This is a genomic window from Paenibacillus pabuli (assembly GCF_039831995.1).
Taxonomy (GTDB): domain Bacteria; phylum Bacillota; class Bacilli; order Paenibacillales; family Paenibacillaceae; genus Paenibacillus; species Paenibacillus pabuli_C.
Genome location: NZ_JBDOIO010000005.1, coordinates 767071 through 789508 on the forward strand (window position 1 = coordinate 767071; position 22438 = coordinate 789508).

The following is a 22438-nucleotide window of genomic DNA, read 5'->3' on the forward strand; positions in this document are numbered from 1 at the left end:
ACCCTAACGTTTTGGTCTCGATATTGCCTCGCGAAGCGGGAACGCCAGATCGATAATCCCGATAATCCGAAGCGGTCCGATGAAGAAGACCGCAACCGCCAGCAAATACGGTATAACCGGGTTCCACTTCTTCGCATGTGCCAAGAAGAAGAAGAAGCCGATGGCTTGAATCATGAAGCCCAGATTAATCAAAGGCGACAAGTTCATCGCAATCATGGTCCAGTAGGTTCCATCGCTCTGTCTGGAAATGACCTCAAAGAGCAGTGCCAAGAAGTAATACCAGATCAGGGCACGAGGCATGCGCCATTCGCGCGCAGGTGGCAGCTTCGATACGGATACACCCATCACATTCAAAATAGGACGAGCAATCACGTGTGTGATAAGCGCCATCACCATGGATGTCACCACCAAAGCGAACGGAATCATGAGTTGGGTCTGCCTTGCTACATCCTGAGTCATTTCAGGTGTCCACGCAAACCCATTTACCATTTGATTAGACGTATTCGTTAGTGGTTCAACCGTAAGTCTCACCACATCATCAATGTAACTCGACAGATCGAATTGGAAGATGACACTTCCAATCAGCAAAAGCAGCAGGTATTCTGCGAGCATAGCTCCGGTTCCCGCCAATAATGCGAACAAGGCCGATTTCCTTTTCTTATACGCATTACCCATAATGATCGCAGGCAGGGTAAACAGCAGCAAGAGTAATAGATATATCGGATGAAACAAGACTAATATGACCGCTACCGGAACAAGGTGCCATATAAACGATTTTACAGATAAGGAAGCATACAAAATAACTCCGGGTACCATCATGAAAAATATGGCGAGAACCGATAAAGGAGTTAACAGCGAAAGCAGCAAGAGCAGGTAAACTGCGCTCCAGACGGCTGACTTCAAGCTAAATTTCAACAAATTCACCTCTTACGCATATGATCTTCTAGCGCGGATATATCTTGGTACCAGTCTTCAAGCTGGTGACCTTCCGATTTGTGCTTTCTCAACTTCTCAATTAACAATGCATCCAGATCCTTGAACGGAATACCGAGCCTGCGGCCCAATATGTAACTACTCATCATCAGACTGGCGAGACTGTCCCCGATTCGGGAGGTACTGCCTTCCCATAACGCTTTAAACAATCGGGATACCTGGTCAAGTACTTCGGTTTTCAGCCATTCAATCACTTTAGCGCGTTTGGCTACATCCAGTTCTTTAGGCATATTGGCGAAAGTCACTCTCCCCGAAAAAGCTTTATTCTCCATTATAGCATAAAAAGGGGGTCCACAAAATCATCCCCCATGGCAGGTAATTGCCCGCGCTTCTTATGCTTCCTAATGCTTAACATGATACTGAGAGGCTCTGATTATCCGCGTTCACTGAACCTAATTTCAATTGAGCTTTTCTTACTTGGCTTTCATGGATTCTCTGGAGACAATGCCTTCACAGTATTCAATGATCTGACTGCGCCGTACAATACCGATAAAGCGTTCCATATCATCGACTACAGGCACAAAGTTCTGCACCTTGGCCAGGTTAATCAGGTCTTCCATATTGGCATCAATGGATACTGGCTTAATATCGAGGCGAAGAGGTACATCTTTGAGCAGAAATTTTGAAGCGTTTTCAAATGTAATCTTTCCCTCAGCGTTTTTCATATACCACAATAGATCGCCTTCGGTGACCGTGCCTATATATTTGCCTTCCTTATTCAAAATGGGTACCGCCGTAAACCGGTGATATTCCATCCGTTCCAACGTTTGCCGCAGAGTAGAATCCGACGTTACACAGGTAACCTCTTGCTTAGGCAGCAAAAAAAATGCGATGTTCATACCCTTACGTATCCTCCTTGTGTATTTCTGCTTCAAGTTACGCCTCAACTTATATTATACGAATCAAAACGCAAGATGTTCCAAAAGGTTGAAATTGACCTCCCATGAAAAAAAATCAGCAGCCCGCTCGTTAACGTACTGCTGATGGTTGTCATGCACACATTGCCTGTATGGAATTCATTATTCGATCGCTTGCCGGTCTGGAATCATGACTTCACCGGCTGGGGTCGACTCATCCATCCAGTTGTTAATCAGCTCTTTGGCATATTGGACATCCTTCTCATCCGCTTGACCATAATAGATGCCGTCTTTGCGCATTCCTTCGCCGAGAATCGTGAAGCTCGAGATTTGCGGTTTATCCTGAGTCAAGACCTGTTTGGCCAGATCAGTAATAAAAGATGGCTGCATATCCGTCTGGAAGTTTTCTCCCATAATCTGAATCAATTCCGGGATTTTCGTGATCTGATTCAAACTCAGCATTTCATTCGCCATGGCGTTCAGGAAAATCTGCTGCCGTTTGGTACGATTAAAATCACTATCCTCGCGGTATCTTACATAATATAAGGCTTCCTGACCGTCATAGATTGGCTTGCCACCTTCAATCGTGAATTGCACATGATTCGGATCCTTGTTCACGATATCCTCTTCAATCGGCAGCTTGACACCACCTAATGCATCAACGACCTTTTTGATTCCGTCAAAATTAATCGTAGCATAGTAGCCTACATCCGCATCGAGAAACTTCTCCACCGTGTTGATGGACATATTCTCCCCTCCGAAAGCGTAGGCATGTGCGAGCTTGTCATAATCATCTACGCCATCCTTGTCGGCATCACGTCCAACAATCTGTACATACGTATCACGGGGGATGGAGACGAGCAATACACGTGATTCCTTCGGTCTGACAACGGCATACATGACCGTATCCGAGCGACCACGCGTTTTCTCGTAAGCACGTTTGTCGGAACCAAGCAGCAGCACAGAAAACGGCTCTTTGCGATAAACGGTCGGGTCAGGCGTTTTATTGCCCTCCTGCGGAACATACGATTTGGACAACTGGCCCTCTACAGAGCCTGCCAGGAACAGATCAAATGCAGCTACAGCCAGCTGCTGGCGAAACAAATACCCGCCAATTAACAAAACAACGAGCGACACGAGGGTTATATATATGCCTTTTCTTCTTTTCTTCTTCTTTTCTTTAGTTCTGCTTTTCATTCATCGATTCCTTCTTCACTGTCAAAATGAAATTCGATACTACACACCATTAAACGTCTGGAACTGCTTATGACACGGTGCTCTCTGAACTTTCTCTATCTTGGACAGGGAACAACGCTCATGCTCGTTCTATTTTAAACATTGCTACAGGACGAAAAGTTACAATACGGTTAAATTGAAAAGAACAGCACTTCCTTTTTGGCTCGTTCAAAGGTAAGGCTGCTCTCTTCAAATTATACGTATATCGGTTCTATGAGGTCAATTGGTGGATACTGTATCCAAGCGTTTGTTTTTCTCTCGTGTACGCAAACGTCCAGTGATCAGGGCAGCTGCCAGGGTCAGCACGCTGAAAATAACGGCAGACCAGAACAGCCCGTTGTAACCTTGACCTGTCGTTTGATGAACGGCTTGGAGCAGTACATCCCGGATACCCGGGTCGGGAATTTGGGACATTCCTTCCGTCAGACTTGCGACATCACTTCCCGATGCTCCGCCTGCTCCTGATGCATACTGTTGAAGCGCTTCTGGTGGAACCTGAATTCCCTGATCAGCGAGCCCTGTCTGAATATTGGAGCCCAAGTTGGAGAACGAACGCGCGAGAAATCCTGCAAAGATGGTAGGCGCAATGGCCATAGCCATTTGGCGGAATAAGGAACTGGTTGCCACGGCAATTCCCTTATTGTTCTCACCAGCTTGTTCCGTGACGAGCACGTTTACCGGTGCCCCCAGCATCATGCCGAAACCGATCCCTACAAGTACGCTCGCAATGACGAACTGCCAGATATGCTCTACCCATAGCGGGAACAGCAGGAATCCAATCGCAGACAGCAAGCCGGCCACGGATAAGGTCCAGATCGGTCCTTTGCGGTCGACCAGGTAACCACCACCACCTGCACCAATTCCTGAAGCCAAAGCAAGTGGGGTAAACCAATAACCTGAAGCTGTGCTGGATACACCCAGATATTGCTCCACGAAGCCTGGAATGAAGATCACGGATGCCAGAATTGCTCCAGAGAAAAAGGCAATCAGCAGCGTCCACCGAAAGGACGCAATGCCAAGAAGTTGAGTCGATACGACAGGTTCACGTTGTGAGCCTTCCAGCCTTTTTTCCAAAAAGTAAAAGAGAACCAGAGTAACTACACCTGCCAGGAAGAAACCATAGAACATCGGCGAACCGAGGCTCTGCAGCATATCTACACCGTCCAGATTACTGAAGCTGTACATCAAACTCAGTACCCCGAGTGTTAGAACAGCTATACCACTCCAGTCCACAGCAGCTCGGTTTAACTCCTGTTCTTCATGGATAAATCGAATGCCTGCGATAAATAAGAGAATGGCAATCGGTACATTAATGAGGAATAACCAGTGCCAGTTTCCCGTAATATCCAAAATAAATGCACCAATGTTCGGCCCTAGAATCGCTGCAACACCATTCATGCCTCCAAGCAGGCCCAAGGCTGTACCCTGACGTTCAGCAGGGAACTTGCTCAGCACATACGAACTGGCAATGATAAAGATCCCGCCACCACCCAGCGCCTGGATGACACGTGCAATCAGGAAGAAGGTAAACGATGGACTCAGTGCGACAAGCAAGGAGCCTATTCCGAACAATGCGACTTCAATCAAAAACAGCTTTTTACGGCCATAACGGTCGGACAGCTTGCCTGCAATCGGCACACTCACCGCAAGACCAAGTGTATAGAGGGTGATTGTCCATGCTCCCCACGTCGGAGATACGCCAAACGAAGCATTTAGCGTTGTCAGCGATGACGTGATAATACCATTATCGAGTGCAGCCATGAATACCCCTATTGCAAATAAAATGAGCGGCCATTTCATTTGTTTTTGCATCTCTTGTTACCTCCCCGATCAGATCACGATTGCCCAGCGTACAGCCGGGATAATACATATATATTAAACAAATTCAAACAATAATGACTCATTGGTCATTTTAAAACAAATGGATTTCATATGTCAATTCATTAATATGAATATACAGTGATTTATAGCCTAATTTATTGAAAAAAGCTGCCCCCAGGTTGAATCGAGTCTAACCTGGGGGACAGCTGGGTTCATTATGGAAATAACCTGATGCTGCTTAATATAGCCAAAAGAAGTACTTAGATATAGTTATTACTGCATCAAATGACGATTGAGGAATTTTTCAATGGCATGATACAGATCAAGCTGATTCTCGACATTGGCGAAGCCGTGGCCTTCGTTCGCTTTTAACATGTAAGGTACATCTACGCCACGTTCGCGCAGTGCTTCCACGATCTGATCAGACTCTGCCTGTTTTACCCGTGGATCATTCGCACCCTGTACGACGAACAGCGGCGCCTTCATCTGATCAATGTGGAACAATGGTGAGGCTGCGGTCAGCAGCTCCTTGTCTTTCTCCGGATCACCCATGCGCTCATAGAACATGTTCCGCTCGGACTCCCAATATGGCGGAAGAGAATCCAGTAAGGTGAACAGATTGGAAGGTCCCACATAGCTGATTCCAGCCGCATACACTTCCGGTGTGAATGCCAGTCCGGCTAGTGCTGCATAACCTCCATAAGATCCGCCATAGATGGCTACACGTTCTGGGTCAACTGTTCCTTCTTTAACCAGCCAGTTCACGCCATCCGTAAGATCGTTCTGCATCGCTTTGCCCCACTCTTTGTTTCCTGCATCCAGGAACGCTTTGCCATACCCGGTGGACCCACGGAAATTTACCTGAAGTACAGCATACCCGCGGCTGGCGAGGAACTGGACTTCCGGATTGAAGCCCCATGAATCACGAGCCCATGGGCCGCCATGCGGAACAACAACGAGTGGCAGCCCGGCAGCTTTTGCTCCATTAGGCAGGGTCAGATAACCATGCAGCGTTAAACCATCGCGTGACTTATATGTTATAGGTTTCATGTCCGCCATTTTGCTCTCATCGATCCATGGTGCAGCATCAGCCAGTTTGTCCAGCTTGCCTGTCTTCGAATCGTAGAAATAATAGGTACCCATCGACTTGTCACTATAAGCGGCGAACAGGACCTGACCTTCTTCGCTCATGTTGGAAATGCTAACTTCCTTGCCGGGAACTTTGGCTTGAAGATCCTGCATTAATTTTTTGAACTCGTCATCGAAGAATTCATAGTTTACCTTGTCTGTCTCATAAACTGCTGCAAGAATCGTCCCCTTCTCTTTTGAAGGCACGAAGCTGCTTACATCCACATCCTTGTTTTCGTAAATGGTTCTAGTTACCTTCTTGGTGCTAGGGCTAAATTCTACGATAGCTGTTTTATCTCGGTCCAGGTTGGACGCAACATAGATATTCTTATTGTCATAGGTGAACATTAGTGGAACAAACGTCTCTCCAAGCTCTGTGGTTAGCAATGGCTCAAACGGTTTATCCTCTGACTCACGATACATTAACGAAGATACGTTGCCATCACTGGATACGGCTACACGAATCTTACCCTCGTGGTCTGTTAACCAGCCCGAGATATTACCTGGATTCTCGGCGGCGAGCACAGCTTCGCCTGTCTTAATGTTGATGCGGTATACGTCGAAGATCCGAGGATCGCGTTTGTTCATCCCCACCAGAATTTCGTCTGGAATGTTCTCCAGCGGATCAACTAACATGGCTCTTGTATTGGGGTATGGAGTCAAATCCTTGCTGTTTTTGCCATCGATATCCGTAACATAAATATGATAATTCTCGTCTCCGGCTTCATCCTTCACATAGAGCAGCTTATCATCAGTAGCCCATACAAAGGCAGCAATACTACGATCTGTTTCACTCGTGATCCGGATCGGCTGACCTGAGCCGCCATTTTCCTTAACCACAACGTTCATACGGTTATTCCACGGTTCAAGATAGGCCATATGTTTGCCATCCGGCGACATCTGGAATCCAGCCTGAGCAGGCTGCTTGAAGAAGTCCTCCAGTGGTGTAAGTCCCTCCGCTGCTACATCAAGCCCAAGTGCCAAATACAATGCTTCGGCAAATTCACCATGGGTTACCGTACCTTTGGCATTAAATGCACTGCCTTCAATGATAAAATGCTGCTTAAGGCGGACCGCATCTTCGGTATGCACAGCGGGAATTTGTTTCATATCGCTGTAAACGACCTGAATTCCGTTATCCTTCAATTCAAATGCCCGGGTAAATAATGAGGCCATCTGCGCACGCGTGAGTGGTGCATCCGGAGCGTAGCCTTTGGCTTGTCCTTGAATGAGACCACTCTGCTTCAGTGCATAGATTGCTGGCGCGGCTTCATCTTGGGCCAGAACATCAGCAAAGCCTGTAAGGGAAACAGGTGCGTCGAGTTTAAGTACACGTTGTAAGATGATTGCCGCTTGAGCACGTGTTATCGGTGTCTGTGATTGTTGCATTCCATCTGTTGTACCATCTATGTATCCCAGTTGCTGGAGCGTCTGTGTTGCCTTCGAGGTTATGGCTTCAGCAACGGCTGCTGTAGGCCTACTTGCTTCTGCTGCCTGAACTGCAGGCTGAATCAGAGCAATCGACATGGCCATGGTTAGCGTTACAGCATATACCTTTTTGCTAATTGCGTTCAATATTAAGTCCCCCTTATAAGTGAATTACAGAATAATTTGGAATTATTCGTAAATCATTTTACCATGATAATCCATAAGTTTACAGTGAGGGAAATACCGCAGCAACATCTAATTCTTGGAGCCAGAAAAACCGTAATTGAGCAGTTTACGTGTTTCGTTAAAGCGGCTTTCACGACTTTCTGTACCGAATACGACTGAGATTAACCTTTTGCCATCGCGTTCTGCTGTTCCTACAAAATGGTAGCCTGTTTGTGGATCATAGCCGGTCTTCAATCCATCATTGCCATCGTAAGCGTAAGGTCCTCCGATAGAGGGCAGCATCCAGTTCGTGTTACTCATATAAATACCCTTTTGATGCATGGAGACCTGAGTTTGGCTGGAGATCTTTAATACTTCGGGGTAATTTTCAATCAGATATTGTGCAAGTTTGCATGCATCCGCAGCGGTCATGACCGTCTGTCCCTCAATCACATTAGGACGGTTAGGACCCAGCTGCTTCTCACTTAAACCTGTTGAGTTCGTGAAGACGGTATCCGTTGACATGCCTATCTCCGAGGATTTCTCATTCATCTTCTGTACAAATGACTGTTCTGTACCACTAATATGCTCTGCAAGCGCAACAGCTGCATCATTAGCAGAATACACCGCCATCGTCTGGAATAGCTCTTGTACCGTGAATTTCTCACCTTGCTTGAGTGCAAGCTGAGTGCCCCCCACTGAACTTGCATACAGGCTCACATCAACAGCATCATCCCAGCGTACCTCGCCATTCATGACCGCTTCCATAACAAGCAGCTCTGTCATCAATTTGCTGATACCTGCAGGGGCCATTTCCATCGAACCGTTATAATCCATCAAGATCTTGCCTGTACTCAAATCCATCAGCACTGCAGATTCCGCCTTGATTCCCGGTTTGCCTATCAGCATGTCCGGTTTAACACCCACATATATAATGACCAGCAGAGCCAGCAGCATTCCTGCCCGTTTCCACCATATTCTCATCCGTGAATCACCTCTTATAGATATAGACGAAGGAAAGAGGCATTTGGTCTGCACTTTTTTGCAAAAAAGTTAAATTTTTTTTATTTTTTTGTCATCAAAAAAACATGGACTCTATCCACCCCATGCCAGAGTGATAGAATCCATGTTTGGAAAACACTTTTTATTGTACCTAGAAGGATTACTTCAACTGATCTAGCAACCGAACTCATCAAAGGACCCCAATCCTTATGGTTGCTACATTGAATCGAAAGTAACCTTTTCTTGAAAACAAGGCACTTAAAGATAGATTAAAATTATGATTACTCAGCCACTACTGGTTTATCTGCGTTGACAGCCAGATCGTTCAGGTAGATACCCGTTCCATCACCAATAGCGTAGTTCATCACGCGTTTGTTCACCGGTGCTACAACAGCACGGTACAATGTTGGGAATACTGGAACTTCATCAACCATGTACTGCTGCCATTCATTGTAGATTTCTTTACGTTTTTCTACATCAAAGGCTTCAGCAGAGACACCTTTTGCAAGCAACTCATCATTTTTCTCGCTTGAGAATCTGGAGAAGTTATACAGTGCATCGCGACCATACAAGCCTGCTGGGTCTACGTCAATACCAACGCCCCATGCTGCTTGATATACATCGATGTTTGGATCATCTTTACCTGTGTTACCAACGCGGTCATAGAAGCTGTTAAACTCAACCATTTCCAGGTTCACTTTCAGACCAATTGCTGCCCAGGATTGAACATAGTATTGGGCCAAAGGTTGAGCGATGTCACCACCTGTCATAGAAACAAAGTTGATTTCCAGCGGTGATCCGTCGGGTTTAGTACGGAACTCGCCATCTAGTTTGTAGCCAGCTTCATCAAGCAATGCTTTTGCTGCTTCAGGATCATATGCTACGCCCGGATTGTTGGAATCATGGAATTCCGGGTGAGACGGTGGAATCAATGTTGTTGCGTTCCAACGAAGACCATTGTAGAAACGTTTACCAACTTGGTCGTTGTCTACAGCCATCCACATCGCTTTACGCAGGTTTTTGTCAGCCATTTTTGCATCAGGATTCGTTACAACTTTTCCATTTGCTTCATCCCATGTACCCAGTTTGAAACCGATGTACGTATAAGCACGATCGATTGTACCCAGGAATTCTACGTTGGACATATCTGCATTGTCTTTATATTGCTCTGTCGGGAATGCATCCACGAGGTCTACCCCGCCAGATTTCAATTCTTGAACAACCGTTGTTGGGTTGATAACTTTCAAAGTCACTTTATCCAGTTTTGGAGCTCCACGCCAGTAATCTTCATTCTTAACGTAGGTTACAGACTCACCTGGAGTAATGGTCTCCACTTTAAATGGGCCAAAACCGATTGGAGTTTCACGTACTTCTTTGGAAGAGGACATTTTTGCTACTTCCATATCCCCGAAGATATGTTTAGCCAGCGGATACGTCCAAACGCCACCTGTAAGCAGGGACGGTGTAGATTCTTTATACGTAATGCTGATTTTTTTGTCGCTCAGCACTTTAATACCGGAAATTGTTTTTGCTTTACCTGCGTGGTATTCATCCATACCTACTACATTTGTGAAGTTGGAATCGTAACGGGGACCATCATAGTCTTTGTGACCGATCACCTCAAACGCAAACTGCAAATCTTCAGCTGTTACTGGCTTGCCGTCATGCCAGTTTACATTATCACGAATGGTCAATGTGAACGTTTTGCCGTCTTCCGATGTCTCATACGTTGCTGCACCATCATTGGTGTATACATAGTCTTTATCCCAAGTCAGCAAACCTTCATCAAACCAACCGAGAACTACGGAATCAGGGTTACCGGAATAGAAGTTATAGTTCAGTGTTCCTTCAAATGCTGTGTCGGACACGAGCCCGTAAGTGATGGATCCACCTTCAATGGCAGTGCCCTCGTTGGTTTTAACATTGTTAAAATCCTCAATGGAGTATACGCCTTCTTCATTAGCAGGCTTCTCCTCTGTCTTAGTCTCCCCTGTGTTCGAAGAAGGCGTTGGTGTTGCTGCCTCTTTCTCCGAGCACGCCGCAAGCGCCAGTACAAAGACCAACATCATCGTGAAAAATAGTCCCCGTGAAAAAAATCTCTTTTTCATGAACCTTTCCTCCCTTTTTAACCTCTTCTTTGTCTTGCATCAGTCGCACGCTTAAGGGCTTGACCGACATTATTTATACTCAACATCAATACCAGAATAAGTACTGACGCAGGTAGCCATATCCACCATCTGAATTCCAGGGTTTGCGGATTACGTGCATAACTTACAAGTGTTCCAAGACTCGGCGTGCTCTCAGGGAATCCAAATCCCAAGAAAGACAAGCCGGATTCAAGGCCAATATTGGCAGCGAGGTTCAATGTCATCGTTACGATGATGATGGAACTCAGATTGGGTAGAACCTGTGAAAGCATGATTTTCAGATGGGAAGAACCCAACGTTTTTGATGCCTTTACGTATTCTAGTTCTCGCTCTTGTAATGCCTTAGACCGAATCAATCTGGCAATTCCCATCCATAGGAAAGCAGTCATGATTAGCGAGAACGAAGTAATATTATATTTGGGTACTGCTGTAACAAACGCGATAACAATCATCATAAACGGAAGAACCATGAAGAAATCCACTATACGCATGAATATATTATCAATCAATCCTCCGAAGTAACCGGACAGTACACCAATCACGATTCCCAAGAAACCTGTCATTACCGTAACTAGAATGGCAATGGATAATGAGTTCCGAGTACCAATGACTAATTGTCCAAATACATCTCGGCCCCCGTAGTCTGTTCCTAACCAATATTGTGAGGAAGGCGGCTCATACAAGGCGAATAGATCCACTTTAACAATTTCGTCCTGATCCAGGAACAAAGCAGTACCGTAGACTAGTAATAACACTAATCCTAAAAATATAAGCGAAATTAGCGCCACTTTATCTCGGACTAGCTCCCTCCATAAAATACTCAAGCTAGAGGGGCTTTTATCAATCTTCTGTGCAGTTATAACGACATCATTGGCCTTGCTCATCTTATTCACCCCAAAATCTTCAAGTTCTTACTTGATCCGTATACGTGGATCTACCAATCCAAGAATAATGTCAGATAACAGCGAGCCCAGAATTGTAGCTATACCAAATATCAGGACAAGCGCAGTCACAACACTGAAATCCCGAAGAGAGATTGAGTTAAGAAACAGCTGACCCATGCCCGGATAACTGAATATACTCTCAATGATAATGGTACCTCCGATAAGTCCAGTGATCTCATAACCAAAGAATGCGGCGATCGGAAGTAGAGAGTTTCTTAAAATATGCCTATTGTAAACTCGTGATTCCGAGGCGCCCTTGGCCCTGGCAGTCAGAACAAATTCTTTGTGCTTAATATCGATAATTTCACTACGTAAGTATTGAACAGTTGATACCGTAGCAATTAACGCCATAGATAAGGCCGGTAATAACAGATGATAGAACTTGCTTGCAACGTAACTAAATGTTCCTGGGGTAAGTCCAGGTGCTACGCTACCTCCAGTTGGGAATAATCCAAAGTGGAACCCAAAAATCCATAACATAACGAGTGCAAAAATAAATAAAGGTGCTGCAAAACCTAAATAGGTGTAACCCGTAATTAAACGGTCAGACCATGTATCATTGTAACGACCACTGATAATACCGAGTGGAATCGCAATCAAGTATGTGAACACAAGCGTTGCAACAGCCAGCCAGAATGTATTTGAGATTCTTTGACCAATCAAGTCCATAACTGGCATTTTAAATCGAAAAGATTGCCCGAAGTCGCCTTGTGCTGCATTTCTGATCCAGTCCCAATACTGTACATACCATGGATTATTAAGTCCTAGTCGTTCTCTCTGTTCATCCAGAGCTTTAGGATCAATGCTCGGGTCAAGCAAGCCGGTGAGGGCGTCGCCTGGCATCGCCTTGGCCATCAAGAACACCAAAAGACTTAGCAAAAAGATCTGAGGGATCATAATCATGATTCTTCGTAGTATTATATTCCACATATGGCCTTCAACCTTTCTGAGGTAGAGCTACTCGGTGAGTATCGGAAATGGATTTGAGCGAGTATGCAAGCCCTTCCTCATCAAAGAAATTTCGGTATGAATTCTCGTACTCGGATTTGACCATCTGACGGAAAGCATTCATTTCGTCACGTTTGGTTGGATCCATATCCGGAATGGCTGCTATGAGACGCTTGGTATAGATATGCTGTGGATTCTCAAAAATATCATCGGTCGTTCCTTGCTCTACGTAACGACCCTTATACATAATTCCAATCTGATCACACATATGACGGATGATTCCGAGATCATGGCTGATGAACAGATAGGTCAGATTTAACTCCTTTTGAATCTCCTGCATGAAATTAAGTACCTGTGCCTGTACGGATACATCCAGTGCGGATACTGGTTCATCTGCAATGATCAGTTTCGGCTTCAATGCAATTGCCCGGGCAATTCCGATCCGCTGCCGTTGTCCTCCGGAAAATTCATGAGGATACTTGTAGATTGACTCTGGACTCAATCCTACCTTTTCTAACAAATCTCTGACTTGTCTCTTCTCTTCCGTAGCTGTCAGCCGTTCATAGTTGCGGAGAGGTTCGGCAATAATGTCGATAACTCTCTTCTTGGGATTCAGTGAAGAGTAGGGGTCTTGAAAAATCATTTGTACATCTCGCTGGAGTTGTCTATCTTTACGCCGCTCTTTGGCAAGATCCTTGCCGTTGAATAGAATTCTTCCAGCTGTCACATGGTTGAGCCCAATGACGGCCCTCCCTGTAGTCGTCTTGCCTGATCCTGACTCACCAACAAGGCCGTAAGTCTGTCCCTGCTCAATAGAGAAGCTTACATCGTCGACTGCTTTGATACTGCCAATTTCACGCTTGATCAATCCACCGCGAATCGGAAAGTGTATTTTGAGTCCTTCAACTTCGAGTAATGCCATTATGTTATTCCTCCTCAGCTTGATCAGGGAAATGAAAGTGCTGGTAACAGGTACAACGTACAAAGTGACCTGGAGCAATTTCATGCATCTGCGGGTTCTCTTCATGGGCCGAATCACTAATCCATGGAATTCGGGCCTTGAACCGGCACCCTTTGCGAGGAAGATTCTTTAATGAAGGTACAATGCCTTGAATGACATGCAGCTTCGGTTTTTCTTCAGTAATGGTAGGAATAGAGTTCAATAGAGATCTAGTGTAGGGATGCTTCGCATTGGTCATTAGCGTGTAGATGTCAGCAATCTCAACGATTTCACCAGCGTACATAACTGCAACGCGATCCGCCATCTCGGCAACCACGCCAAGGTCATGTGTAATCAGAATGATCCCGGCATTGATCTCGTTCTTCAAATCCCGGATAAGTTCAAGAATCTGAAGTTGAATCGTAACGTCAAGTGCTGTTGTAGGCTCATCGGCAATCAGCAGTTCCGGTTTATTTGCAATGGCAATTGCAATAACAACACGCTGCCTCATACCGCCAGATAGTTCGTGGGGATACTGCTTGTATATCTGTTCGGGACGTGGAATCCCTACTTGGTTAAGCAGATCAATAACCTTGTCTTTCTTTTCTTTAGAAGACATCTTAGGTTGATGTAGTGTCAGAATCTCATCGATCTGGTCACCAATGATCATCAGAGGATTTAATGCGGAAAGTGGGTCCTGAAAGATCATTCCCATCTCTTTACCGCGGAGTTTGTTTAATTTGTTAGGAGGGATATTCGCAATATCCTGTCCTTTATATAGAATCTGGCCATCAATTTTGGCTTTGTTGTGAAGACCCATAATTGAAAATGCGAATGCACTCTTGCCTGATCCTGATTCTCCAACAATCGCTAGTACTTCGTTTTTCTTAACCGTAAGGTTAACGTGATCAACTGCTGCATAATAGTCATCTTCAATTCTGAATGATGTAGTTAGATTTCTGACTTCCAATAGCTCTGTATTCAAATCAATCACCCTAACCCCAAAATTTCCGCAGACTGTATTCATGTATATAAGAATGCATCTACTGTATATTTCCATGTTCTTGAAGATAACGAACAAAAGTTTATACAAAATACCAATTCATTAGGAGAAACGAGTTTCGACATTGTTATTTAGACCATTGGTCAATTAATGTTGATAATTCCTAGCGGAATTATACAGCAAAATAATTAATGTAATCATACGTGTAAATTTAGGTGACGTCAATGATTATTTTGAGATTTTTGGTATAAATGTTTTTTGTAATACAGTTTTGGGTATTAGTTATATTTAAAAGGTGGATATCAAGGGATTTTCGAAATTATTTCGACTCGTTATACGTGAGGTTCTGGAGTGGAAGAATAGATAATGCATATAATATAACATGATTCTAACATTATAGTTGTAATTTTATGTTATTTTACTGTTTATTACAGATACTAATGTTAGGTATGTGGAATGTATTTGCTATGGACCGATTTGTATATGTTAGCTGTCTTTATAGCAAATTTATGCCTATGCCATCATATTTATGCTATTCATTAAGTCGATGTTAAAATTCTAGTTATTATAGTATAGATTTATTTATTTGCTGCTGTAAAGGACTAATTGTAATCTTTTATCATTTTTTTTACAAAAGAATGAAAAAAGCCCTGCAAAATGCAAGACTTATCCAATATTTATACATTAAATTGTATTTTAATTAGATCGGTTATGGTGAATCCGGTGGGCGTTTGCCACGCTTCAAATCATTGATACTTAAGCCAAAATCCATCTGTAGGTGAGGATAATCCGGAAAGTTAGCCCAGTCGCCGCCCCACGTAAATCCTAACTCCTTGGCCATATCGACAACTTCCATCCAGTCTGCTTGACCATTGTGGTTATCATCACGTTCCATATCCCATACTACATCACCATCCGGCGTCCGAAGAGCAAAATCAATGGCTAGTCCATAATTATGATAAGACTCCCCTCCCTTGGCATTGGTCACTATATTCCCAGCGGTGGAGCGTCCTTGATTAAACAGCTCATCCTGCTCTTCTATACTACGATAACCGTGAGTAATAACAATATCTATACCACGTCTGGCTGCTTTGCGTACCAATAACTGCTCACTCTCCGCCACAACGGGATGGAGACCTGTGATGGGTGCAACCTCTTGTATATGATCTGGCCAGATTTCATAAGTATCCTCTTTTTGTTGCAGCCACACATATAATACTGATATCAGCAGCGTAGCTATTAGCCAAAAACGCAAGCTTCTCTTTTGCTTCTGCTGCTCTTTTTTCTTGATTGTCTTCATATGCACTCCTGATGTTTGATCTGTCATAACTGGAATATTGGGTCAGCTCATCATTTGTTTAAATTTATAATCTATTCTATTATAAATCATTTGCATTCCAATTACTTCTCTCCATCAATTCGATCAGGTCCTCTTTCTTTTGAAAACATAAAAAAGCAGCCGGCTATAAGCCGGCTGCTTCGTATGCAAGCTGAGTAAGACTACTCAGTTGTGTATGGCAGCAATGCGATTTGACGGGAGCGTTTGATCGCGATCGTCAGCATGCGTTGATATTTAGCGCTAGTACCTGTTACACGGCGTGGCAAAATTTTTCCACGTTCGCTGATAAATTTACGAAGCAAGTCCGTATCTTTATAATCGATGTGAGTAATTTTGTTAGCTGTGAAGAAGCACACTTTACGACGTTTGTTACGGCCGCCACGGCGAGCCGGTCTTTTATCGTTGTCTCCGCCTTCTCTTTGCTTGAAGCTCATGCTTTTCAGTCCTTTCCTATCGTTAAGCCAATCACTCTAAGAGTGTCGGTTCACGTTAAAATGGCAAATCATCATCCGATATATCAATCGGTTTTCCGTCATCGGAAAAAGGATCCTGATTGTTGCTACGCGAATTATTGTTATTGTTCGCGCGTCCGCCGCCTCCATAAGAAGGCTCTTCACGCATCGGTTGCCCACCGCCGCCACCGTTATTATCACGGTTAGCTGACTCCAAGAAACGGACATTATCGGCAATGACTTCGGTCACGTATACACGTTTTCCTTCGTTATTCTCGTAGTTCCGTACTTGAATGCGTCCTTCGACTGCAGCTAGGCGTCCTTTGCGCAAATAGTTTGCACAAGTCTCAGCAAGCTGTCTCCAGGTAACGACCGGAATGAAATCCGCTTCCCGCTCTCCCCCTTGGCTTGTAAACGGTCTGTCCACCGCCAAAGTAAATTGCGTAACTGCTACTCCTGCTGGAGTGTAACGCAACTCAGGATCCCGGGTTAACCGGCCGATCAGAATGACACGGTTCAACAATGTAATCCCCTCCTTCAGAGCGTATTGGTGCGTTAATCACGAGTTGTCTTAGGCAGACTTAACATCGTTCGTAATGAGATAACGAATTACTTCGTCAGAAATCTTCATGAGACGCTCAAGCTCAGTAACTACTGCTGGTTCAGCAGTGAAGTGTACCAGAACGTAAACACCATCACGGAATTTCTTGATCTCATACGCAAGACGGCGTTTACCCATAACGTCGTGAGCTGTAACTTCACCACCGCCGTTGGAGATGATGCCTTGGAATTTATCGACTGTAGCTTGAACAACTTCTTGCTCAACGTCAGGACGAATAATGTACATCACTTCATATTTGCGCATAATTTTCACCTCCTTATGGACTCTGGCCCTCAATCCAGGTTGAGAGCAAGGAACGAGCACAAACTCGAACTATATTAATATAACAAAAATAAGACAGCAATGCAAGCAAACGTTCCCTGTTTGTATTGGCACATGTTCATTCGAGTTCTGGAGCACACTATGGATGCAGTAATAAGAAAAATATCTAAGGAGGTCTTAGCATGGGTGAACAAACCGAGTTTGAAAAAGGTGACAAAGCACCGAATGATGGAGAGTACACCGAAGTCGGAGAAAAAAGCTTCCATACCGAAATTCAAAACCCTAAACGGATAACCCTTAAAAAGGGGGAATCCTTCCCTGAAACGAGCAACCAAAACCGGAAGTGGAAAAGATTAACGAAAGCGCGTGTTCATTAAAGATAAATATTATTTAATATCACATGTATATAAAACGTAATAATGCACATAATACAATCAGGCGGTACACGAGAGAGGTGTGGTTCCGTTGGACAACGCAGCCGATCGTGTAATGTTGGAGATTCATCACGTAATCTAAGAAGCAAGTGGTAGTGTGTAAGGCCCTTCGTCTGAGCACGAGTATTGCATCTGCAGTACGCCAGGTTTCTGATCTTACGACCGATTGTTTCTAACTAACCGATGTATCGCCTACAGGGAGCCCTTCGGGGCTCTTTTGTTTTGGGTCATCAAACTTTTTCATTGTTTTACTCTGGGAAAAATAAAAAAACCTCCCATTCAGGAAGGTCTATCGCTTTATAATACTTAACGTATCTGAGTTAAATGAAATGCTGTAAGTGGCGGAAAGGGTGGGATTCGAACCCACGCACGCTGTGACACGCCTAGCTGATTTCGAGTCAGCCCCCTTGGGCCTCTTGGGTACCTTTCCGCAGCAATACTGATTATAGCATGATCATTTACAGAACGCAACACCTTCGCTGCGCTTGCATGAAAACGTTATTATGGCATACATCTTACTGCAGATTTTCATTTAAGACTCTGCTGCATCCTCAGCCGAACGAAGTACCTTTTTCATGTTTTTTTCAAACTTTGCTCTTGGAATAAGTACACTGTGCTTACAGCCTACACATTTGATTCGAATATCCATCCCCATGCGAATAATCTCCATTTCATTGCTTCCACAGGGATGCTGCTTCTTCATCTGTACAATGTCTCCAAGCTGGAAACTTTTACGCTCCACCAGTACCATTCCCTTCATCCTTCTCCTGCCCCGCTGCCTGTTCCAATGCTGCAAGCTTGCCCATCTCATGATACTCGAGTATTTTCTTCACATCATTCTGGATTTGACGCTCTACAGAGGCTCTGGAGTTTGGCATACATTCAGAGACAATCCGAACGACATATTCTGATGTGGACATCGATTGAATACCAAGCACATCCGGAACCTTCACAATGTTGAGATCACGTTCTTCAATTCCAGCCAATGCCTGCTTAACCAAACGAACCGACTCATCCAATGTTTGGTCTCCCTTCATCGGGATATCTACAACTGCAAGTGAATTGGACATGGAGAAGTTCGTCACACTGGCAATCGTACCGTTCGGAATAATATGAACTTCACCTTGCCAGCTAACCAGTTTGGTTGTTCTCAGTCCGATGACTTCAACCGTTCCTTTATAGGTACCTGTCTGAATAACATCCCCTACAGCGAACTGGTCCTCCAATATAATGAAGAAACCCGTAATAACATCCTTCACTAATCCCTGTGCACCAAAACCGATGGCAAGTCCAAGCACACCTGCACTGGCCAGTAGGGGTCCGACTTGTATGTTGATCTCTGATAACAGTAACAGAATCATTATGAAATTACACGTTATGGAAGTCGCATTTTTCAGCAATTCACCTACTGTGACAAACCTGCGTGGGTTTACACGAACTTTGCCTTCCTGCTTCCGTTCCAGGCTGCGATCAATAATGCGGTACACAATCTTGATCACAATACGGGTGATAATAAAAATAATAACAATGCGAATCGAGCTGAACAGAATGTTTAGCCACATATCGGCATCCGTAACGGAATTCCACAACTTGTCAGTCCAGGTGATTGCACTTTTCACAGTGCCTTCTATGGTTTTAGGATCATCCCCAGAATTAGCAGGAGCTGCAGCGAAAAAGTTAAATGGCAACATCAATCCCGACCTCCTCTACATGGGTATGTTATCATAGCTGTCTTCGGTTTTGAAATAGAGGCCCCGGATCTCCACAAACTCGTTCCGAATAATCTGCTGCACTCTTGCCAGATCTTCTTTTGGGAACTGTATACAGAGGGCACAGCCTGCCGTAATCTCTTTCGGGGTAGGAAACAAATCAATTTCAATCTCAGCAAACTCAAGCAGCATTTCCGCCCGCAAAGCCTGCTGGGTAGAATCAAAGGCAATCAGCATCCAGTCATCCATCCACTCGTCCATAACCGGCTCCTTTCCAACTTTCAGGCATCTTCTATGGTCTGTTCCCATTGGTGTAATCCTTTAGGAAAAAGCTTGTCCTTACGAAGTATAAAACCTTCTATCTTTCCATATACTGTTACTACCATTCTCAAGGGGAAAGGATAGATCCTATGAATCCCAATTCGCGTTCTTATTCGTCCCAAGATATGACCAGTTTAAAAATACCACACACCGATCCAGGTATACACTCCGCCATTATACATCGTTTAATGTTTCATCTCTATAAGGCTCATTCTCTGCAAAATGTCGTCATTGTCTGTATCGGCACAGATCGCTCCACAGGAGACTGTCTTGGACCTCTGGTAGGCTCTTCACTTGCCAAGTGGGACAGCCCCCTATTTCATCTCTACGGCACATTGGACGAACCTGTGCATGCGATGAACCTTCAAGAAACGCTGAACACCATTCAAAATACACACCATAACCCCTATGTGATCGGAATAGACGCCTGCCTTGGGCAGTCCTCCAGTGTAGGATGTATTCAGGTCGTCAATGGACCGCTCAAACCTGGTGCGGGTGTAAATAAAGAATTACCGCCGGTCGGCGATATCCATCTTACAGGTATCGTTAACGTCGGCGGCTTTATGGAATACTTTGTTCTGCAAAACACACGGCTTAGTCTTGTCATGCGCATGTCTGAAATTATTGCGAGCAGTCTTTACTCAGCCATTCGCGAATGGCATACACGCTCTACTCTCCTTGCTGTGCCAGAGTAATGGCTTCCTTCTCTTCAGGGGATAGTGTATAAGATGACTCTCCCCCTTTAAGAGGCTTGGCATATACATAAGAACCATCACGATTATAGATCCCTGTGAGGATCATTCCATCGTCATTATCGTTAATCATGGCCATGGAGAAACTCAGATCACTGCCTCTTTCTCCATAGGCGTTATAACGTTTCACGCCAACCTTACCCTGAATACGGGTCAGTTTTTGCATGACTGCCTGGATCTGACCAGTCTGCAATTTATACTCGTCCTCAATGCTGTCCATCTGAATTTTCAGATTGATCAACAACGATTCCAGATCCTCTACTCCGCTGCCAGCCATCATTGCTTCGTATTTTCGTTTGAACTTGCGTAACTTCGCGCCCTGGGCAATACTTACAATCAGTAAGATCACCAATAATAATGCCATTCCGCCAATAATCCATAGCAGCTGTTCCAGAATCAGCTCGTTTAATTCAGCCATGTAGTGCAACTACCCCTCTGTTTGTTTGTTCATATACCTGTCCGTTCATTTGCCAACGAACCATCATACATTCGTTAGATCTTCCCCTTATAAATAAACCCTTTATCTCTAATAACTAATCAGCTGTTTTCCAATTCCAATAGATATATTTCTCTAATCCGATGTCCTTAGATACCGATCGTCATAAGTTACCGCGTACGGTCAATTCGTTTACTGCATGAATTAGAGCATCTATCTCTTGGCTGGTTGTTGTATACCCTACACTGGCTCGGACTGCTCCGCTCAATGTCGTTCCGGCAGATTCATGAGCAAGAGGTGTACAGTGAAAACCGGAACGCACAGCAATGCCATATCGGCGATCCAGTTGAAAAGCTAGCTGAGCAGAATCATGCCCCTCTACTGTAAAGGATACCAACCCGGTACGTGGTTGTTCAAGCTCCGGTCCTAACATCCGAATTCCCGGTACAGATGATAACCCTTGCATCATGTATTGCGTCAATTCCCACTCATGCTTATAGATCGATTCCGGAGTCACCCCCATCACATGTCTCACGCCGGCTGCCAGCCCTGCCATACCTACTGTATTCGGAGTTCCTGCCTCATATCGGTCTGGACGAACAAGTGGCTGCTGAATGGCTTCAGACTGACTACCTGTCCCACCATGGAGAAGCGGTTCGAGATCAAGCTCAGGAGCTATGTAGAGTCCTCCCGTTCCCTGTGGACCAAGGAGACCTTTATGTCCTGGAAAAGCCAGCATATCGATACCCAGCTGCTGTACGTTCACCGGCATAATACCAGCACTCTGAGCGGCATCTACGAGAAATGTCGCCCCATGTTTACGGCAGATCAGCGATATTTCGCCAATAGGTAAAATGCTGCCAAGCAGGTTGGAACTGTGTGTACATACAACCAATCTAGTGTTTGGACGAAACATGCGTTCCAGTTGAACCAAATCGATAACACCTGCAGCATTCACAGGTACATAATCGACTTCTACATGTCGAACTCTTCGCATGTACTCCAGAGGTCGCCTGACCGAGTTATGCTCTGCCATTGTAGCAATGACATGATCGCCTTCTCGCAAAATGCCTTGAATCGCAAGATTCAGCGCTTCTGTCGTGTTGGAACCAAGCGCAATATCGTTGGCATTACTTATACCAAAAAGACTGGATAGAACTTTCCTGGTGTCAAAAAGGACACGGCTTGCTTGAACAGCCATCCTATGACTGCCTCTTCCCGGGTTCGCTCCTGCTACATCAAGGGCATTCAACATGGCTTCACCAACAGCAGGTGGTTTAGGCCATGATGTCGCAGCATGATCCAGATAAATAACTTCCTTCACCTCACAACCACCTCTGTCCTGTTTATTGAACATTCCGCCATAAATCCAATCATAAGCAAAGTGTTACATAGGAAAGCAGTATCTTCCTAGAAAAAATAATGACATATCGTTTCTCCATCGTACAGAGGCGATATGTCATCAGATGAGAAAAGCCCCGCGTGTTGTAAGTTGATCAA

Annotated in this window: 23 protein-coding genes and 1 tRNA gene; 2 read left to right on the plus strand and 22 right to left on the minus strand. The window is 44.7% G+C overall.

The window, feature by feature from the left end; genetic code table 11:
• Positions 1-3: 3 nt before the first annotated feature.
• From ABGV42_RS30145 to rpsF, 16 genes are all read right to left on the minus strand, one after another.
• Positions 4-915: a DUF2232 domain-containing protein gene (locus ABGV42_RS30145; protein WP_347385013.1), complete on the minus strand. Its 912-nt coding sequence runs from the start codon at positions 913-915 to the stop codon at positions 4-6.
• Positions 916-920: 5 nt separating this feature from the next.
• Positions 921-1223 (minus strand): MazG-like family protein, encoded by a 303-nt coding sequence (locus tag ABGV42_RS30150; protein ID WP_095290575.1) that lies wholly within the window; start codon positions 1221-1223, stop codon positions 921-923.
• Between the two features lie 183 nt (positions 1224-1406).
• On the minus strand, positions 1407-1832 hold the full coding sequence (locus ABGV42_RS30155; protein ID WP_347385014.1) for a CBS domain-containing protein: 426 nt from the start codon (positions 1830-1832) through the stop codon (positions 1407-1409).
• 180 nt (positions 1833-2012) lie between these two features.
• Positions 2013-3047 (minus strand): LCP family protein, encoded by a 1035-nt coding sequence (locus tag ABGV42_RS30160; RefSeq protein ID WP_347385015.1) that lies wholly within the window; start codon positions 3045-3047, stop codon positions 2013-2015.
• Between the two features lie 258 nt (positions 3048-3305).
• On the minus strand, positions 3306-4898 hold the full coding sequence (locus ABGV42_RS30165) for an MFS transporter (protein WP_347385016.1): 1593 nt from the start codon (positions 4896-4898) through the stop codon (positions 3306-3308).
• 282 nt (positions 4899-5180) lie between these two features.
• Positions 5181-7610 (minus strand): S9 family peptidase, encoded by a 2430-nt coding sequence (locus tag ABGV42_RS30170; protein ID WP_347385017.1) that lies wholly within the window; start codon positions 7608-7610, stop codon positions 5181-5183.
• A gap of 108 nt (positions 7611-7718) precedes the next feature.
• Positions 7719-8612 (minus strand): D-alanyl-D-alanine carboxypeptidase family protein, encoded by an 894-nt coding sequence (locus tag ABGV42_RS30175; protein WP_347385018.1) that lies wholly within the window; start codon positions 8610-8612, stop codon positions 7719-7721.
• A 299-nt stretch (positions 8613-8911) separates the two neighbouring features.
• Positions 8912-10738 (minus strand): oligopeptide ABC transporter substrate-binding protein, encoded by a 1827-nt coding sequence (locus ABGV42_RS30180; RefSeq protein ID WP_347385019.1) that lies wholly within the window; start codon positions 10736-10738, stop codon positions 8912-8914.
• Positions 10739-10755: 17 nt separating this feature from the next.
• The gene (locus ABGV42_RS30185; protein WP_347385020.1) at positions 10756-11661 is read right to left on the minus strand and encodes an ABC transporter permease; all 906 of its coding nucleotides are present in this window, start codon (positions 11659-11661) and stop codon (positions 10756-10758) included.
• A 27-nt stretch (positions 11662-11688) separates the two neighbouring features.
• Entirely contained in the window at positions 11689-12651 is a 963-nt protein-coding gene (opp4B, locus tag ABGV42_RS30190) for an oligopeptide ABC transporter permease (RefSeq protein ID WP_239305419.1), read from the minus strand.
• A 7-nt stretch (positions 12652-12658) separates the two neighbouring features.
• Entirely contained in the window at positions 12659-13591 is a 933-nt protein-coding gene (locus ABGV42_RS30195) for an ABC transporter ATP-binding protein (protein WP_127537607.1), read from the minus strand.
• A gap of 4 nt (positions 13592-13595) precedes the next feature.
• Entirely contained in the window at positions 13596-14594 is a 999-nt protein-coding gene (locus tag ABGV42_RS30200; RefSeq protein WP_347385021.1) for an ABC transporter ATP-binding protein, read from the minus strand.
• 727 nt (positions 14595-15321) lie between these two features.
• A complete protein-coding gene (locus ABGV42_RS30205) occupies positions 15322-15912 on the minus strand; it encodes a M15 family metallopeptidase (RefSeq protein ID WP_347385022.1) in 591 nt (196 codons plus the stop codon).
• 200 nt (positions 15913-16112) lie between these two features.
• Complete coding sequence (gene rpsR / locus ABGV42_RS30210; protein ID WP_062327715.1) at positions 16113-16385, minus strand: 30S ribosomal protein S18; 273 nt, start codon at positions 16383-16385, stop codon at positions 16113-16115.
• Between the two features lie 55 nt (positions 16386-16440).
• Positions 16441-16926, minus strand: coding sequence for a single-stranded DNA-binding protein (gene ssb, locus ABGV42_RS30215; protein WP_024629535.1), 486 nt, complete (start codon positions 16924-16926; stop codon positions 16441-16443).
• A gap of 48 nt (positions 16927-16974) precedes the next feature.
• The gene (gene rpsF, locus ABGV42_RS30220) at positions 16975-17268 is read right to left on the minus strand and encodes a 30S ribosomal protein S6 (protein WP_024629534.1); all 294 of its coding nucleotides are present in this window, start codon (positions 17266-17268) and stop codon (positions 16975-16977) included.
• Positions 17269-17468: 200 nt separating this feature from the next.
• Between rpsF and ABGV42_RS30225 the strand changes: the two genes are divergently transcribed.
• Positions 17469-17663, plus strand: coding sequence for a YjzC family protein (locus ABGV42_RS30225; protein WP_095362189.1), 195 nt, complete (start codon positions 17469-17471; stop codon positions 17661-17663).
• Between the two features lie 396 nt (positions 17664-18059).
• On the opposite strand, the gene ABGV42_RS30230 is transcribed toward ABGV42_RS30225, so the two are convergent.
• The 4 genes from ABGV42_RS30230 to ABGV42_RS30245 all read right to left on the minus strand — a co-directional run bounded on the left by ABGV42_RS30230 (position 18060) and on the right by ABGV42_RS30245 (position 19678).
• A tRNA-Ser gene (locus tag ABGV42_RS30230) sits at positions 18060-18150 on the minus strand.
• Positions 18151-18252: 102 nt separating this feature from the next.
• Positions 18253-18462, minus strand: a complete 210-nt coding sequence (locus ABGV42_RS30235) for a DUF951 domain-containing protein (RefSeq protein WP_095362223.1) — start codon at positions 18460-18462, stop codon at positions 18253-18255.
• On the minus strand, positions 18452-19411 hold the full coding sequence (locus tag ABGV42_RS30240; protein WP_431523706.1) for a mechanosensitive ion channel family protein: 960 nt from the start codon (positions 19409-19411) through the stop codon (positions 18452-18454). The genes ABGV42_RS30235 and ABGV42_RS30240 overlap by 11 nt, the downstream gene beginning before the upstream one ends.
• A 15-nt stretch (positions 19412-19426) precedes the next feature.
• Entirely contained in the window at positions 19427-19678 is a 252-nt protein-coding gene (locus ABGV42_RS30245; RefSeq protein WP_095293526.1) for a DUF3343 domain-containing protein, read from the minus strand.
• A gap of 161 nt (positions 19679-19839) precedes the next feature.
• Between ABGV42_RS30245 and yyaC the strand changes: the two genes are divergently transcribed.
• The gene (yyaC, locus tag ABGV42_RS30250) at positions 19840-20445 is read left to right on the plus strand and encodes a spore protease YyaC (RefSeq protein WP_337033607.1); all 606 of its coding nucleotides are present in this window, start codon (positions 19840-19842) and stop codon (positions 20443-20445) included.
• Here yyaC and ABGV42_RS30255 read toward each other — a convergent pair.
• Positions 20420-20920: a DUF4446 family protein gene (locus ABGV42_RS30255; RefSeq protein WP_347385023.1), complete on the minus strand. Its 501-nt coding sequence runs from the start codon at positions 20918-20920 to the stop codon at positions 20420-20422. The two genes, yyaC and ABGV42_RS30255, sit on opposite strands and share 26 nt — an antisense overlap.
• Before the next feature lie 181 nt (positions 20921-21101).
• Positions 21102-22295: an aminotransferase class V-fold PLP-dependent enzyme gene (locus ABGV42_RS30260; protein ID WP_431523707.1), complete on the minus strand. Its 1194-nt coding sequence runs from the start codon at positions 22293-22295 to the stop codon at positions 21102-21104.
• Positions 22296-22438 lie beyond the last annotated feature (143 nt).

Excerpts from the sequence above, each read along its gene's own strand:
- ABGV42_RS30195 (WP_127537607.1), bottom strand. The coding sequence starts at position 13,591 with ATGGCATTACTCGAAGTTGAAGGACTCAAAATACACTTTCCGATTCGC.
- rpsF (WP_024629534.1), bottom strand. The coding sequence starts at position 17,268 with ATGCGCAAATATGAAGTGATGTACATTATTCGTCCTGACGTTGAGCAA.
- yyaC (WP_337033607.1), top strand. The coding sequence starts at position 19,840 with ATGAATCCCAATTCGCGTTCTTATTCGTCCCAAGATATGACCAGTTTA.
- ABGV42_RS30155 (WP_347385014.1), bottom strand. The coding sequence starts at position 1,832 with ATGAACATCGCATTTTTTTTGCTGCCTAAGCAAGAGGTTACCTGTGTA.
- ABGV42_RS30175 (WP_347385018.1), bottom strand. The coding sequence starts at position 8,612 with ATGAGAATATGGTGGAAACGGGCAGGAATGCTGCTGGCTCTGCTGGTC.
- opp4B (WP_239305419.1), bottom strand. The coding sequence starts at position 12,651 with ATGTGGAATATAATACTACGAAGAATCATGATTATGATCCCTCAGATC.
- ABGV42_RS30245 (WP_095293526.1), bottom strand. The coding sequence starts at position 19,678 with ATGGATGACTGGATGCTGATTGCCTTTGATTCTACCCAGCAGGCTTTG.
- ABGV42_RS30165 (WP_347385016.1), bottom strand. The coding sequence starts at position 4,898 with ATGCAAAAACAAATGAAATGGCCGCTCATTTTATTTGCAATAGGGGTA.
- ABGV42_RS30185 (WP_347385020.1), bottom strand. The coding sequence starts at position 11,661 with ATGAGCAAGGCCAATGATGTCGTTATAACTGCACAGAAGATTGATAAA.
- ABGV42_RS30150 (WP_095290575.1), bottom strand. The coding sequence starts at position 1,223 with ATGCCTAAAGAACTGGATGTAGCCAAACGCGCTAAAGTGATTGAATGG.
- ABGV42_RS30260 (WP_431523707.1), bottom strand. The coding sequence starts at position 22,295 with ATGTTCAATAAACAGGACAGAGGTGGTTGTGAGGTGAAGGAAGTTATT.
- ABGV42_RS30180 (WP_347385019.1), bottom strand. The coding sequence starts at position 10,738 with ATGAAAAAGAGATTTTTTTCACGGGGACTATTTTTCACGATGATGTTG.
- rpsR (WP_062327715.1), bottom strand. The coding sequence starts at position 16,385 with ATGAGCTTCAAGCAAAGAGAAGGCGGAGACAACGATAAAAGACCGGCT.
- ABGV42_RS30255 (WP_347385023.1), bottom strand. The coding sequence starts at position 20,920 with ATGGCTGAATTAAACGAGCTGATTCTGGAACAGCTGCTATGGATTATT.
- ABGV42_RS30160 (WP_347385015.1), bottom strand. The coding sequence starts at position 3,047 with ATGAAAAGCAGAACTAAAGAAAAGAAGAAGAAAAGAAGAAAAGGCATA.
- ABGV42_RS30205 (WP_347385022.1), bottom strand. The coding sequence starts at position 15,912 with ATGAAGACAATCAAGAAAAAAGAGCAGCAGAAGCAAAAGAGAAGCTTG.
- ABGV42_RS30225 (WP_095362189.1), top strand. The coding sequence starts at position 17,469 with ATGGGTGAACAAACCGAGTTTGAAAAAGGTGACAAAGCACCGAATGAT.
- ABGV42_RS30240 (WP_431523706.1), bottom strand. The coding sequence starts at position 19,411 with ATGTTGCCATTTAACTTTTTCGCTGCAGCTCCTGCTAATTCTGGGGAT.